The organism is Nostoc piscinale CENA21 (genome assembly GCF_001298445.1).
Taxonomy (GTDB): domain Bacteria; phylum Cyanobacteriota; class Cyanobacteriia; order Cyanobacteriales; family Nostocaceae; genus Nostoc_B; species Nostoc_B piscinale_A.
In genome coordinates this window covers 1,080,853-1,095,635 of sequence record NZ_CP012036.1, presented here as the reverse complement: position 1 = coordinate 1,095,635, position 14,783 = coordinate 1,080,853, and the positions used below count along the sequence as shown (strand labels likewise).

At 40.4% G+C, this 14,783-nt stretch carries 15 protein-coding genes and 1 pseudogene; 7 read left to right on the top strand and 9 right to left on the bottom strand.

Annotation, left to right across the window (positions count from 1 at the left end):
- Positions 1-4: 4 nt before the first annotated feature.
- On the bottom strand, positions 5-2,041 hold the full coding sequence (ligA, locus tag ACX27_RS04880) for an NAD-dependent DNA ligase LigA (RefSeq protein ID WP_062289192.1): 2,037 nt from the start codon (positions 2,039-2,041) through the stop codon (positions 5-7).
- A 198-nt stretch (positions 2,042-2,239) separates the two neighbouring features.
- Entirely contained in the window at positions 2,240-2,362 is a 123-nt protein-coding gene (locus ACX27_RS34830) for a hypothetical protein (RefSeq protein WP_256364385.1), read from the bottom strand.
- On the opposite strand from ACX27_RS34830, the gene ACX27_RS04875 reads away from it, so the two are divergent.
- Positions 2,361-3,356, top strand: coding sequence for a glycerophosphodiester phosphodiesterase (locus ACX27_RS04875; RefSeq protein ID WP_062289189.1), 996 nt, complete (start codon positions 2,361-2,363; stop codon positions 3,354-3,356). The two genes, ACX27_RS34830 and ACX27_RS04875, sit on opposite strands and share 2 nt — an antisense overlap.
- A 168-nt stretch (positions 3,357-3,524) precedes the next feature.
- The gene (locus tag ACX27_RS04870) at positions 3,525-4,226 is read left to right on the top strand and encodes a peptidoglycan-binding domain-containing protein (protein ID WP_062289186.1); all 702 of its coding nucleotides are present in this window, start codon (positions 3,525-3,527) and stop codon (positions 4,224-4,226) included.
- A gap of 154 nt (positions 4,227-4,380) precedes the next feature.
- On the opposite strand, the gene ACX27_RS04865 is transcribed toward ACX27_RS04870, so the two are convergent.
- Both ACX27_RS04865 and ACX27_RS04860 read right to left on the bottom strand, forming a co-directional pair.
- Positions 4,381-5,121 carry a superoxide dismutase gene (locus ACX27_RS04865; protein ID WP_062289183.1) on the bottom strand — a complete coding sequence of 247 codons (741 nt, stop codon included), beginning with the start codon at positions 5,119-5,121 and terminating at the stop codon, positions 4,381-4,383.
- Between the two features lie 276 nt (positions 5,122-5,397).
- Positions 5,398-5,943, bottom strand: coding sequence for a Uma2 family endonuclease (locus ACX27_RS04860; RefSeq protein ID WP_062289179.1), 546 nt, complete (start codon positions 5,941-5,943; stop codon positions 5,398-5,400).
- Between the two features lie 58 nt (positions 5,944-6,001).
- Here ACX27_RS04860 and ACX27_RS04855 point away from each other — a divergent pair, with 58 nt between their 5' ends.
- Positions 6,002-6,505: a DUF29 family protein gene (locus ACX27_RS04855; protein ID WP_062298147.1), complete on the top strand. Its 504-nt coding sequence runs from the start codon at positions 6,002-6,004 to the stop codon at positions 6,503-6,505.
- Positions 6,506-6,565: 60 nt separating this feature from the next.
- Here ACX27_RS04855 and ACX27_RS04850 read toward each other — a convergent pair whose 3' ends face one another.
- Positions 6,566-7,987, bottom strand: coding sequence for an NADP-dependent isocitrate dehydrogenase (locus ACX27_RS04850; RefSeq protein WP_062289176.1), 1,422 nt, complete (start codon positions 7,985-7,987; stop codon positions 6,566-6,568).
- Between the two features lie 265 nt (positions 7,988-8,252).
- On the opposite strand from ACX27_RS04850, the gene ACX27_RS04845 reads away from it, so the two are divergent.
- The 3 genes and pseudogenes from ACX27_RS04845 to ACX27_RS04840 all read left to right on the top strand — a co-directional run bounded on the left by ACX27_RS04845 (position 8,253) and on the right by ACX27_RS04840 (position 10,416).
- The gene (locus ACX27_RS04845) at positions 8,253-8,975 is read left to right on the top strand and encodes a GUN4 domain-containing protein (protein WP_062289173.1); all 723 of its coding nucleotides are present in this window, start codon (positions 8,253-8,255) and stop codon (positions 8,973-8,975) included.
- A gap of 40 nt (positions 8,976-9,015) precedes the next feature.
- Positions 9,016-9,206: pseudogene (locus tag ACX27_RS30645) on the top strand (type II toxin-antitoxin system HicB family antitoxin).
- An 88-nt stretch (positions 9,207-9,294) separates the two neighbouring features.
- Positions 9,295-10,416, top strand: a complete 1,122-nt coding sequence (locus ACX27_RS04840) for an ABC transporter ATP-binding protein (protein ID WP_062289170.1) — start codon at positions 9,295-9,297, stop codon at positions 10,414-10,416.
- On the opposite strand, the gene ACX27_RS32235 is transcribed toward ACX27_RS04840, so the two are convergent.
- The 4 genes from ACX27_RS32235 to mtnA all read right to left on the bottom strand — a co-directional run bounded on the left by ACX27_RS32235 (position 10,413) and on the right by mtnA (position 13,573).
- Complete coding sequence (locus tag ACX27_RS32235; RefSeq protein WP_158507343.1) at positions 10,413-10,586, bottom strand: hypothetical protein; 174 nt, start codon at positions 10,584-10,586, stop codon at positions 10,413-10,415. The two genes, ACX27_RS04840 and ACX27_RS32235, sit on opposite strands and share 4 nt — an antisense overlap.
- Positions 10,587-10,704: 118 nt before the next feature.
- Positions 10,705-11,088, bottom strand: a complete 384-nt coding sequence (locus tag ACX27_RS04835) for a hypothetical protein (protein ID WP_235526505.1) — start codon at positions 11,086-11,088, stop codon at positions 10,705-10,707.
- Between the two features lie 194 nt (positions 11,089-11,282).
- Entirely contained in the window at positions 11,283-12,491 is a 1,209-nt protein-coding gene (locus tag ACX27_RS04830; protein ID WP_062289167.1) for a retropepsin-like aspartic protease, read from the bottom strand.
- Positions 12,492-12,508: 17 nt separating this feature from the next.
- Positions 12,509-13,573 (bottom strand): S-methyl-5-thioribose-1-phosphate isomerase, encoded by a 1,065-nt coding sequence (gene mtnA, locus ACX27_RS04825; RefSeq protein WP_062289163.1) that lies wholly within the window; start codon positions 13,571-13,573, stop codon positions 12,509-12,511.
- A gap of 99 nt (positions 13,574-13,672) precedes the next feature.
- Here mtnA and ACX27_RS04820 point away from each other — a divergent pair, with 99 nt between their 5' ends.
- Entirely contained in the window at positions 13,673-14,779 is a 1,107-nt protein-coding gene (locus tag ACX27_RS04820; protein ID WP_062289160.1) for a TRAP transporter substrate-binding protein, read from the top strand.
- Positions 14,780-14,783 lie beyond the last annotated feature (4 nt).

Below are 14,783 nucleotides of genomic sequence, written 5' to 3'. Positions count from 1 at the left end.
CTGTTTATTCGTCAGCTAACATCTGGAGTAACTGTGCCTCTGTTAACTGAGTAATGCCTAAACTCTGGGCTTTGGCTAATTTAGAACCAGCATCTTCTCCTACTACCAAATAATCAGTTTTTTGGCTGACGGAATCAGTCACTTTACCGCCTGCTTTGTGGATGAGTGCTTTAGCTTCATCCCGCTTTAAGGTGGGTAATGTACCTGTGACTACAAAGGTTTTCCCAGCAAACTTTTGATTACTTTCATTAACAGTTGCAGTTTCTTCAGCAGCTAATTGTAAACCTCTATTTCGCAACCTCTCAATTAAAGCTTGATTGGCATCAATATGAAACCACTGATAAACAGATTGGGCGATTTCTGCACCAATACCATAAATACCCTCAATGTCTGATTGTTTGGCGGTTTCTAATTTCTCAACTGCGGGATATTTCTCAGTGATGAGTTGGGCATTTACACTGCCGACATGACGAATGCCTAAACCATACAATACCCTATGCCAAGGTTGATTTTTTGATTGGGCGATCGCATCTACTAATTTCTGTGCCGATTTTTCTCCCATTCTTTCTAAACTCAGCAATTGTGCTTCTGTCAAATCATACAAATCAGCGACAGAATGCACCAAACCTTTATCTACCAGTTGATGCACTAATTTTTCACCCACGCCTTTAATATCTAAAGCATCCCGGCTAACCCAATGTTCAATGGAACCTTTGAGAATAGCTGCACAAGAAGCATTGACGCAGCGAGTCACGGCTTCTCCTGATTCTCGCACCACCTCTTGACCGCAAACAGGGCAGTGGCTAGGCATAACAAATGGTACAGTATCAGCTGGACGCAGTTCTTTAATTACCCGCACCACTTCGGGAATAATTTCCCCAGCTTTGCGAACAATCACAGTATCACCGATGCGGATGTCTAATTGGGCGATGCGATCGCTATTATGTAAGGTAGCGCGAGAAACTGTTGTCCCCGCCAATTGTACCGGACGCATCTCTGCTAACGGTGTTAACGCCCCAGTTCTACCCACATTCACCGCAATATTTTCCACACGGGTGGGTGCTTCCTCGGCTGGATACTTCAACGCCACCGCCCAGCGCGGAAATTTTTGGGTAAACCCTAACTGTTCTTGCAGTTTAAAAGCATTTAGTTTCACCACTACACCATCGGTCATGTAGGGTAAATTCAATCTTTCCGTATCCCAATATTTGTAGTATTCTGCCACTTCTGCCAAAGATTCACACAGTTGATGATTGGGATTTACCCGAAAACCCATTTTTTGCAACAATTCCAAGGCTTCCCATTGGGTATTAGCAATACTCGCATCATCCATCCCCGGAATATGCAGAGTGTATGCAAAGAAATCTAACCGTCGCCGCGCCACAATGCGGGAGTCTAACTGTCTGAGTGTACCTGCGGCGGCGTTGCGGGGATTTGCAAATAACTGTTCACCTGCTTTTTGCCGTTCTTCGTTGATTTGCTTAAACACTTCCAACGGTAAAAATGCTTCACCGCGCACTTCTATTCTTTCTATCGGTTCTATCCCATCAAAGTTTAAACGCAAGGGAATAGAACGAATTGTCCGCACATTTTGGGTAATTTCTTCACCTGTAACCCCATCACCTCTAGTTGCACCCCTGACTAATACACCATCTTGGTAAGTCAGCGCCAAAGCCGAACCATCAATTTTCAACTCCGAGACATATTTTACTGCGTCAGTTGTCGGGAGTTGTCGCCGCCAACGTTGATCCCAAGCTTGCAACTCATCAATATTAAACGCATTCTCCAGACTGTACAGGGGGATATTATGCCGCACTGAAGTGAAATGAGTCGCCGGTCTTTCACCCACACGCTGAGTCGGACTGTCGGGTGTCACTAATTCTGGATGCTGCGTTTCCAACTCTTGCAATTCGCGGTATAGCTGGTCATAGACTGCATCCTCCATGATTGGTGCGTCCAAAACATAATAGGCGTAACTCGCTTGTTGCAAAAGCTGGCGTAATTCTTCTGTGCGTTGGGCTTCGGGATGAATCTGAATCATTATGCTTATAGAACGATACTGAGCAAATATAATTTTATTTGTTGGGATGATTCTAAGTTAATTATCAAAAGACATGAACAACAGGTAATAAGCGATCGCATCCCGTCTCCCAATATTAACATTTGTTAAAAAAATGCCTATCAATGTTATAGACCTGTTGCATAAATTCTGATTCTGCCAACTAAACAAATAACTTTGCTATAACTCTTTGCGCGGCAGTTGCTTCAAGTCGGCAGAGCCGCCCAACGCACTGCCTTGCCTTTGCGCCTCTGCGTGAGATAAAAAATTCTCGTTTTCCACCACACATACAATCAGCCTCATGAATAAAAAACCCATCATTATTGCTCATCGCGGCGCGAGTGGCTATCGCCCAGAACATACTTTAGCCGCTTACGAATTAGCAATTAATTTTGGTGCAGACTACATTGAACCAGATTTAGTTTCAACTCAAGATGGTGTTTTAATTGCACGTCACGAAAGCGAAATTTCAGAAACTACTAATGTTGCGAAACATACCGAATTTGCTCAACGGCGCACGACTAAAATTATTGATGGCGAATCAAAAACTGGCTGGTTTACAGAAGACTTTACCTTAGCCGAAATCAAAACATTACGCGCTAAAGAAAGGATACCTCAACTACGTCAGCACAATACTGTTTATGATGATTTATGGGAAATTCCGACACTCCAAGAAATTATTGATTTAGCCAAAAATTATAGTAAAAAACTGGGGCGTAAGATTGGGATTTATCCTGAAACAAAACATCCCACTTATTTTAGAAACATAAATTTAAGTTTAGAAGAACCTTTACTCACTACTTTACAAGCAAACGGTTATCACGAAAAAAATGACCCGATTTTTATTCAATCCTTTGAGGTGAGTAACTTACAATATTTAGCCCAAAAAACGCATTTACCTTTAGTACAGTTAATCAATCTTACTGGTCAACCTTATGATTTTGTCATTAGTGGTGATGTTCGCACATATACCGATTTATTGACAAAATCAGGTTTAGAGGAGATTGCTAAATACGCCCAAGCAATTGGTATTCACAAAGATATTTTAATTCCTAGAGATCATAAAAATAAATTGCGATCGCCCACATCTGTAGTAGCAAATGCCCATGCTAGTAACTTGCAAGTACACGCCTGGACTTTTCGCAACGAAGACTACTTTCTACCTCTAGACTTTCAAGGTAATCCCCAAGGAGAATATGAACTATTTTTTAGTTTAGGAATTGATGGCGTATTTAGTGATTTTTCCGATACTGCTTTAAATGTGCGCGATCGCAGCCAATCACTTGATATTTCTTAATACTTTCTCGGCAAAGTTAAAAAACAAAAATTATACTTAAGGCTACTTCTAAATGTATACAAAATAGCCTAAATCAATAATTATCTAGCCTTACTTCTTCCATCCCAACCTCTATCACCATAGATAGTTTCACAATAACTGACTAGTGCATACCAAATAAAGGTAGTTATGGTAACTAAATTAGACGCATTTAAATCACCTCGGTTTATAGGTAAACCTCTTTTAGCAGACGTTGATTTTTTTGATTCACTAGAAAAAGTTGATCAATTTGCTATTGATGCTGGTATCAAAATTTATGTCACTAGTTCTACCCGTTTACAAGGCGGTGTAGTGTCAGGTGCAATTGTCCGTCCTGCTAGTCGGTCAAATCATTTAGTTGGTCATGGCATTGATATGAACGTGATGTTAGGAGATAAGCTATTTAACAGCGATGCTCTTGATAAAAGCAACTTAAAAAATCTGCCTAAAAGCATTCAAAACTTTATTCAAAGCATACGTAATGATTCGATGCTGCGATGGGGAGGAGATTTTACACCCGCAGATTCAGTTCATATTGATGATGGCTTAAATCTTAGAGATCCTGCTACTTGGGATGCTAAGTTTCCGATTATCCAAGCAGAAATGCGAGCTTTATCCCAACCTAATTCTGTTTCTGGACAGCCAAGACTATTATTTCTGACTGACCCACCAATGCGAGGAGATGATGTACTTGCTGTACAAAATGCTCTCAACCAAAAAGGCTTTAATCTCAAAGCCGATGGTATATTTGGCGCAGCTACCGATAATGCTGTAACAGCATTTCAAGAAAAGCAAGGTTTAACAGCAGATGGTATTGTCGGAGCAGGTACACGCAAAGCATTGGGACTGTGATATTGGGAGAAGGCAGGAGGCAGGAGGTAAAATTACACAATATCCTAATCTTTCTGACTACAGCGATCGTTTCTTGCTGAAGACACAATTTAATGGTTGTTGTAGAGACGTTGTATACAACATCTCTACTTCTCTTTGTATTTACAAATCAACCCTAGTAAGCAAATTTATTTGCTGCTGCAAATCGATTGTTAATCTCATCCCAGTTAACAACATTCCACCATGCTGTTAAATAATCAGCACGTCGGTTTTGATAGTTGAGATAATAAGCGTGTTCCCAAACATCATTGCCGAGAATGGGATATTTACCTTCACTAATGGGATTATCTTGATTAGCTGTAGTTGTAATTTCTAACTTGCCATTTTTGTTACGGACAAGCCAAACCCAACCACTCCCAAAACGTGCAGCACCAGCTTCGTTAAATTGCTTTTTGAAAGCTGCAAAATTACCAAAATTTTGATTAATTGCAGTGGCGATTTCTCCGGTTGGTTCTCCCCCTCCCTCTGGCTTCATAATTTTCCAAAACATCGAGTGGTTCACATGACCACCGCCATTATTGCGAACTGTCGTGCGAATATCTGCGGGAACTTTGCCCAGTTTGCGTAACAGTTCTTCAACAGGTTTGTTTTTCAGTTCTGGGTGTTTATCTAATGCAGCATTCAAATTTTTCACATAAGCCGCATGGTGCTTATCGTGATGAAACTGCATTGTTTTCGCATCAATGTGTGGTTCTAATGCTTCGTAAGCATAAGGTAAAGGTGGTAGTTCAATTACGCCTGTAGTGCTTGGTGTTTGACTAATAGGTGATTTGTCAGCCAACGCCAAAGAATCTAATGCAAAAGTACCTGCACCTGCACCCAGTAAAAATAAGAAATGTCTGCGGTTAAGAGTCATAAGAATTTTTTACAGCAAATCTACGCAATTTGTTGTCAATTTTTATTGTCATAGATTTAGGCTACAAAAAATCACCTTTATGGCTTAAATATAAAAATAAATATAGTTAAATTTAGGTTAAATACTATCAGGGGTCTACACCCAAAGCTTTTAATCTCTCTGCTAGTAATTGGGCGCGTTCATCATCTTTGACTAAAAGTTGCTCACCCATGATTTTATCCACTACTGAAGGGTTGTATTTATTATAAGTAAAATTCTCACTACTCTCAACCTGACTTAACCTAATAATTCATTCACTGCGATATTAAAACCTGGAAGTACACTTTGAGTTCTAACTATTTCACCAGCAATAAACACCAGGCGTTGATTTTTAGTAATGACAATAATCCAACTATTTTCAGGAAATACTAACCAAACTTCTTCACTACCAGATTGCAAATATTCTTGAGATTTGGCAATCATATCTTCTGCTAAATCTGTAGGGGAAATAATCTCAGCTATTAAAGGAAAACTTTGAGGTAAAACCGCAGGTTCACCAAACTGCTGCATCAATTCTGGAGTAAGATAAGCCACATCAGGACGACGACCTTGTTTGTTAGTCAGACAGGGTGCTTCTGTATAAACTTCACCGCCTTGTCCACTAGCATCCTTGTAATTTCTCCAATAAGTAGCTACTTTTGCCTGTATGCGGCTGTGTTTCAATGTCACTTCTTTCTCTAGCAGTTCACCATTTACCCATTCTTTACCTTCTGAGGGACTTTGCAGCCAATCTTCTAGGGAATAGTCTGTTGAGGTTGTGTTTTTTATGGGTGTTACTACCATAATTATCTATTCTTATGAGCAGGATATTATTAATATTATGGCTTAGAGGTTAATGAAAATGACACAGGAATTAAGAGACCTCAGAAATAGTATTTTACAAGGACGTTATGAGGATGCTTTAGCCATTGTTGATGAGTTAGAGGGGATGAGTAAACAAGCAATCCTAAGAAATATTCAATCTTATTTAAAGATTTTATTGATTCATCTGATTAAAAACCAAGTGGAAAAGCGACTAACAAATTCTTGGGTTGCTTCTATTCGTAACTCAGTGAGAGAAATTCAAAAAATTAATATTAAAGACAATAAAAAATCTTATTATGTCAATCAAGATGAATGGGAATGCTTAATAGAAGAGGAAGTAATTGAAGATGCGATCGCAGATGCTAGTTTAGAAGTTATGAACGGTGCATATAACCAATTTCAACTAGCTGATTTAGTCAATCGGCAAGAATTAATGCAGAAGGCGGTAGAATTGTTGCTCTTAACTTATACTTATTCACCAAAAGAATTACCCAGAATTGTTGCAGAAAAATTGATTCAATTACCTGGTGCGGAAAATTAGCGATTTTAAATCATTAATTCTTTTAGGATGGGGGTTTCCCATCCTAATAATTAACGACAATTAACCGAAATGTTGAATAATTGCGTCGGCAAATTCAGAACATTTGAGAGGTTCTACAGGTGGTTCCATTAACCTTGCTAAATCGTAGGTGACTTGACCCTGTGCGATCGCATCCCCTAAACCTTTCTTAATTAAGTCAGCAGCTTCTTGCCAACCCAGATATTCCAACATCATCACGCCAGACAAAATCACCGAACCAGGGTTAATTTTGTCTAAACCAGCGTGCTTGGGTGCTGTACCGTGGGTAGCTTCAAACACGGCGCAAGCATCGCCAATATTTGCCCCAGGCCCCATACCCAAACCACCAACAATGGCGGCGGCTGCATCCGACAAATAATCGCCATTGAGGTTCATTGTAGCCAGAATCGAATATTCATCTGGTCTGGTTTGGATTTGTTGAAAAATACTGTCAGCAATTCGGTCATTGACCATGATTTTATCTTTCCACTTGCCATTACCGTGGCTATCCCAAATTGAGTTAAGAACTGTTTCAACTTCCTTAACAATTTGAGCTTTCTTCTCTTGGGTGAGAGCATCAAAACCAGGGTCAATTTGCCGGGCGTTGTCTTCTAGGGAAAGATTGGGATTTTTCTCCTTGTTGCTTAAAATCCAAGATTCCCGTTCGGTGACGCACTCTTGACGAAATTCTGTCGTGGCTAGTTCATAACCCCAATCGCGGAAAGCACCTTCGGTGTACTTCATGATGTTACCCTTATGCACCAGCGTGACTTGTTGCTTGTGTTTGGGCAAAGTTAACGCGTGTTTGATAGCACGACGTACGAGGCGCTGAGAACCAGTTTTGCTGATGGGTTTAATCCCGATCCCCGCATCCAGAGGAATTTGCTTTTTACCGTGTTCTGGGGTGGCGGGGATGAGTTCTTTGTTGAGGATGGAAATTAAGCGTGAACCTACTTCACTACCTTGTTTCCATTCGATTCCCAAATAGATATCTTCGGTATTTTCCCGATAAACAATTACATCTAGCTTCTCAGGGTTTTTGTGTGGTGAAGGCGTACCAGCATAGTAACGGCAAGGACGCACGCAAGCATATAAGTCAAAAATTTGACGTAAAGCTACGTTTAAAGAACGAATCCCACCACCCACAGGAGTGGTCAAAGGCCCTTTAATTGCCACGCCATATTCTTTAATTGCTGTGAGAGTATCTTCAGGTAAATACTGATAAGTGCCGTATAAATCACAAGCTTCATCGCCAGCGTAAATCTTAAACCAACTGATTTGGCGTTTACCCTGATACGCCTTAGCTACCGCTGCATCTAGTACCTTTTGGGTAGCAGGCCAGATATCAATACCTGTGCCATCGCCCCGAATAAACGGGATAATTGGATTGTCAGGCACAACTGGCTCACCATTTTTAAAGGTGATTTTTGATCCACTAGTCGGGGGGGTAATCTTTTCGTACATAGTTCAAACACTCCAGGAAATATTTTGATATTGGGTACTGGACAATGGCATTCAGAAATCCTTTCTAGCCTCTAGTCCCTAGCCCCTAGCCCCTAATTATGCAGATTTTCCCCCTATTCCCCTTTTACAGCATTTGGGGATTAAGTGAAACTGACGCAATTTTGTACGATCAAAAATAGTAAACTACTTTTCGCTATCAGTGTTTCATCATCAAGAATCCACGATAGCGATCGCTTGTTCACTGACCGCTAACACGAGTAATGGCATGACAGACCCAATGATTGTATCAGGCACTGCTAATGACATCGACTCCCTCAGACAACGCTTAATCGCTGGGTCTCTTCAAGTCCAACAACAGATCATCCCACAGTTAGCCGAATTAGGTAACGAGGGATTAGAAGTGTTGATGGAATTTTTATTGAAACGTCGTGAGTCCCCAGCAACTTGGATTGATGGTAAAGCTTACCAAGTCCTTTACAACTCTGATGCACCAAACGCCAGAGAATTTCTCCAAACAAATTTTCCTGAAGGCATTGTACCTCTAAAATCAGACGCAGGGATCAATTACAAACCTTTACAACAGCTACTTGCTGCTCAAGACTTCCAAGCAGCCGATCGCATGACTATTGAGAAAATGTGCGAAGTAGCAGGGCCAACGGCTGTCAAGCGCAAATGGCTATATTTTACAGAAGTTGACAATTTCCCTGTGACTGATTTACACACCATTAATAATTTGTGGTTAGTTCATTCAGAAGGGAAATTTGGCTTTTCGGTACAGCGAGAAATTTGGTTAAGTCTTGGCAAAAATTGGGATAATTTCTGGCCGAAAATCGCCTGGAAAGATGGGAATAATTGGACACGTTATCCTAATAGCTTTATTTGGGATTTGAGTGCGCCAAAAGGTCATTTACCTTTATCAAATCAACTGCGAGGTGTGCGCGTAATTGCGTCTTTATTTGCTCATCCGGCATGGACGAATAAAGTATGAAGTGTGAAGTATGAAATTAGTAAACCCGTAAAATTAAATTATGCGGAATAACATCAAACGCGAATTTTACGTCATTATTGAACGGGATGAAGATGGCTATTATGTCGGAGAAGTCCCGCAGTAAGAGGTTGTTACAGCCAAGGAGAAACAATTGATGAGTTAATGGTCAATATTAAAGAGGTCATTGAACTGTGTTTAGAATCTAATATTGCACAGCCTGAAAATAGTTAATTGTTAATAGTTATTAGTCCTTAATTATAAAAATATTAGGGCAAATGACAAGTGACAAATGACAAATAACAAAGGACAAAATTAAATAATGGCAAAAGTACGTCTTGAAGAAATTAAACGTCGGTTTAACAACGTCACCGCCATCGAAGATATTAGCTTTGAAATTCCCGATGGCGAGTTTTGGGTGTTAGTCGGGCCTTCTGGTTGTGGGAAATCGACAATTTTAAGGACGATCGCAGGTTTAGAAACTGCCACTTCTGGCAAACTATTTATAGGCGATCGCTTAATGAATAACATTCCCGCTAGACAGCGCGATGTGGCGATGGTATTTCAAAACTACGCCCTTTACCCACACATGACGGTGGCGGAAAATATCGCCTTTGGGTTGCAGATGCGAAAGGTGGACGCGAAACTGATTCAAGAACGAGTGGCGACAGTGGCGCGATCGCTTTCGTTGGAACATTTGTTAGATCGCAAACCCAAACAACTGTCTGGTGGTCAGCAACAACGGGTAGCATTAGGAAGAGCGATCGCCCGTGAACCCCAAGTATTTTTATTAGATGAACCTTTATCTAATTTAGATGCTCAATTGCGCGATGACACTAGAGCCGAATTAAAACAACTGCATCAAGAGTTAGGAATTACCACAGTTTATGTCACCCACGACCAAGTTGAGGCGATGACCTTGGCTGATAAAATTGTCGTGCTAAATCGTGGTAGAATCCAACAAATTGGCGAACCCCAAAGCATTTACGCGTTTCCAGCTAATCAAATGGTGGCGACTTTTTTAGGCAATCCACCAATGAATATTTTGTCAGCAAAATATACCAATGATGGCTTTGATGTGGGTGAACAATTAATAGCAGTTCCCGAAATTATCAGGGAAAAATTACAACTGCGTCCAGGGCAGAATTATGATTTGGGTATTCGTCCAGAGCATATTTCTATTAACGAACCACAGAGGCGCAGAGAACACGGAGAGGAAGAGGTAGGAGAGTTAGTTGTAGAAGTGAAGGTGGTTGAGCCTTTGGGGAGAGAAACTTTAATTCGTGCGAGTTTACCCGGTTCGACAGTGTTATTGAATGTGCAACTTGGTGGAAATGTGCGGGTGAATGTAGGCGATCGCTTGTCTCTCCAATTAGATTTAACTCAGTTATTTATCTTTGATTCTATTACTGGAGATAGAATATTTCCTGAATCATCAAATTAAGTATTGGGTAAATTACGCTGCTGCCACTTCTCAGTTTCACAAGCAGCTTGATCATGTAAAACTCTACAACTAATTACGGGATATAAATAGAGAAATGCTAATCCAATAATCACAAAAACCCAAGCAAAATGAATGGCCCAAGTTTTTAGGTTAAATGGTTTTTTATACATGAATAACCTAGATTAGTTTCGCATAATTTTTTATTGAGTTAAAATTTCCATCTTGGTAATTATTGATTCTTTTTTAGTTTTGCCGCATGGTTCAGCACTTTGACAATCACTTACTGATTCAATTGTGTAAGATGCACGCACTTTTTTTGTTTAAAAATTTCGCCGATTCTGCACAAATCTCAAAAGATGCACCAACCTGATGTTCAATTCCTTGTTCATCAGTTAATGTGGCATAACACAACAAATCACCGTTGACTAGTTCTTTGACTGTACCAATAGTTGGTAAGGTTTTTGTAGATGTTTCTGAGTTTTCGGATGGCGAAACCTCTGTTGTGGGAGTTGCTTCAGGAGATGCAGTCACTTCAGAAATTTGGCTAGGGCTTTGGGTAATTTCAGATTTAGTTGTTGAGGTTTCTTGGCTAACTTCTGTAAAGGAATTAGTACAACCACTAATCCAAATTAGACAAATAATTAATCCAGTAATGAAGATAGGTTTGTTCATAGTTAGAGTCTATTTATAAAGTATAAGTAGTGTGTATTACGCTGTGCAAGAATTTGGTAATATCGACAAAATAATATCTAACCGTAACGCATCGGGTGATAGTTGTGCATTATTAATGGCTTGATTTTACCTGAGTCCGCATAGGCGGACTTTGTTTGTATAGCCGCGAATTCCATTCGTTGGTGCTAGGTACTTTACTCCATTAATAAAGGCTGTAAAACTAAACTTCCTGATTCCACAACTCCTAGTGCATTGGGTTTATCAAAGCGCCAGTGTTGTTGATATTTGTTGAGAAAGTTTTGTCCAATAATACCTTCTACACCAGGGAGTTTGAGAATTTTGCTTTGTTCAACAATAACAGCATCAATTTCAGTTACTTGATGTTGCTGAATTTGGAGTTGATTTAATTTAATTCTTTTGACTGTTTCTCGTCCACCCAAACCGAATACTTCTGCGGTTTGGGCGTTGCGAGTGTCAATTCCTAATTTTTGGGCGATAGATTTAGAAATTGCAATTGTATAGGCTCCTGTATCTAAAACAAAGTTAAAAGGCCCTTCACCATTAATGTAAACTTGAGTAGTTAAAATCCCAAAGCTTCCCTTTAAAGGGATAGCACCCGCAACAGGTTTAGAAGGAGGTAAAAGTTGTAATTGTTGTTTTTTGGGATTGAGTACAACATCAAACTTACTGAGAAAATCTAGTCCTAAAACTCCAGATATATCCTGTGGTAATGCTTGTGTAGGTAATTCTAAACCGTAAATCCCAGAAACAGTGGCAGAATTTACACTTAAATCTGGTAAGATATGAGTTTTAACCTCAAGATTTTTAAAGTTATTGCCAATAACTGGTTTATATTCTAAAAGTCCATTGGGAATAGGTTTACTATTTAGACCTAATTGTTGAGCAATTTGAGTATTAATAATTGTTTGACCACTGCCAGTATCTAATATAAAAGTTTGAGTTTGTCTGCCAATGCTGACAGGAATTCTAAACACAGAACTCTCATTATCTAATTTCAGTTTGACGTTGGCTTGTCCTTGGCTAGTTGATTGCGGTAGTTTCACACCAACTGCTTCCATAAAAGCGGCGACGCGCTCAACAGCATCAGGACGAAATTCTCCATTTGAACCTAAAGTGAGAATTTGTAAAGCACATTTAGTCACAATAGTTTCTGATTCTGCTTGTTGATCTGCAATTTTAGCCTCAGCACATTTTGAGACTTCTTGTAAAAGTTGCTGTCCAAGATTAACTTGACCAGCCGCAGGTGTTGATAGTAAGGGAAAAATACTGCTGAAAAAAACGCCTGCTGTAAATAGATGAAAAAGCAGGCTTTTGCTTCGGTGGGAATTTTGGTTGGTTGGAGTCTGGGATTTTTTCCGCCGAGGCTGAATAGCAATTTGCATAAAAACAGTGATGATAGTTAGTTAACACACTGTTTTAACTGGTACTTTGCTAAATCACCAGGTGCAAATGCTCCATTTTCTGTAATGATGGCTGTGATTAACTCGGCTGGGGTGACATCAAAAGCTGGGTTGTAAAATTCTACGCCCTCTGGGGTGAGTCTGGTATCACCAACTTGATAAATTTCCTCTGGGTGGCGTTCTTCAATAGGGATTTGGCTACCATCAGATAAGGCAAAATCAACGGTAGAAAAAGGCGCAGCAACAAAAAAGGGTACATTGTGAGCTTTAGCAACGATCGCTAAACTATAGGTACCAATTTTATTGGCTGTGTCACCATTAGCCGCAATCCTATCAGCACCAACCACAACAGCATGAATTAATCCTCGCTGCATACAATGGGCGGCCATGTTATCGGTAATTAGCGTCACAGGTATATTTTCCTGCACACATTCCCAAGCTGTGAGTTTTGCACCTTGTAACCGGGGGCGGGTTTCATCAGCAAACAACTTTTCTAAACGCCCTTCGCGCCAAGCAGAACGCACAACACCCAAAGCTGTACCATAACCCGCCGTTGCTAACGCACCAGCATTACAGTGGGTCAGTAAAGTTAGCTTTGCGGGTGTTTTCGGCAATACAGTTAAACCATGATCACCCATCGCCTGACAAGTTTGCAAATCTTCTGCATTAATGGCTTGGGCTGTTTGGAATAAAACTTGTTTGATATCTTCGACGCTTCCTTCAGTGGCGTGGGCAGTTTTTAACATCCGACTAATTGCCCAGAATAAATTTACCGCCGTGGGACGAGTAGAGCCTAATAATTGCGCGACATTTTCTAGCTGGGTTAAAAATTCAGTGCGTTCCCTGGTGATAATTTCTCTCGCCCCAAGATACATCCCATAAGCCGCAGCCACCCCAATAGCTGGCGCACCCCGCACAATCATGGTTTTAATTGCCTGCGCCATATCTTCACTACGATGAATTTCCACAAAGGCGTATTCATTGGGTAAACGGGTTTGGTCAATGAGTGATACGGAATCGTTGTGCCAAATGACTGGATAAACTTGGTTTGCAGAGTTTTTCATAAAACAGCTTAAGTTGAGAAAGTGAAGTAGGCGATCGCAAAGGTGTGAAAATTTAAAAACTGCGATTTTGATAGTCAATTATTAACATTACCAAGCATGATGAAACGCCGAAAGATTTTAAACACAGCTGCTTTAGCCACAGCTACGGCTGCAACCCTAACTGCTTGTAACCGGAGTAGTACATCTCCCACATTGCAAACTGGACTTCCGACTGTCCGTTGGCGAATGGCTACTAGTTGGACTAAAAGTTTAGGAACTTTTATCGGTGCCAAGGTAGTTTCACAACGAGTCAAGGAAATGACTAACGGTCGGTTTACAATTACCCCCTTTGCAGCTGGTGAGTTAGTCCCAGGATTGCAAGTTTTAGATGCTGTGCAAGCCGGAACTGTAGAATGCGGTCATACATCCAGCTATTATTACATCGGTAAAAGTCCGGCTTTAGCTTTCGCCACCTCTGTACCCTTTGGTTTAAACGCCCAACAGCAAAACGCTTGGTTATATCATGGCGGCGGTTTAGAGGCAATTCAGAAAGTTTACGCCAATTTCAACATCATTAATTTTCCCGCAGGTAACACTGGGGCGCAGATGGGAGGCTGGTTTAAAAAAGAAATTAAAACTGTCACCGACCTCAAAGGTTTAAAAATGCGAATTCCGGGATTAGGTGGACAGGTAATGTCGCGTTTGGGTGTGAATGTGCAAGTTTTACCTGGAGGCGAAATTTATTTGTCACTTGACCGGGGTGCAATTGACGCGGCTGAATGGGTAGGCCCTTACGATGATGAAAAACTCGGTTTAAATAAAGCTGCAAAATATTATTACTATCCTGGTTGGTGGGAACCAGGGCCATCTTTGGATGTGTTAGTTAATTTGAATGCTTGGAACAAATTACCCCAAGAATATCAACAAATTTTAAAAGCCGCTACTTTAGAAGCCAACATGAATATGCTGACAGAGTACGATGCGTTGAATGGTGCAGCACTTTCTAGATTGATTGCTGGTGGTACGCAACTCACTCCCTATAGTCAGGAAATTTTACAAGCAGCACAACAAATTGCCATTGAGATATATGAAGAAAATGCCAGTAAAGATACTAACTTTAAACAAGTTTATGAACAGTGGAAAAACTTTCGCCAACAAATTTATAACTGGAATCGGGTGAATGAATTAAGCTACGCCAACTTTGTCACTGCTAGTAATAACAAGTAATATA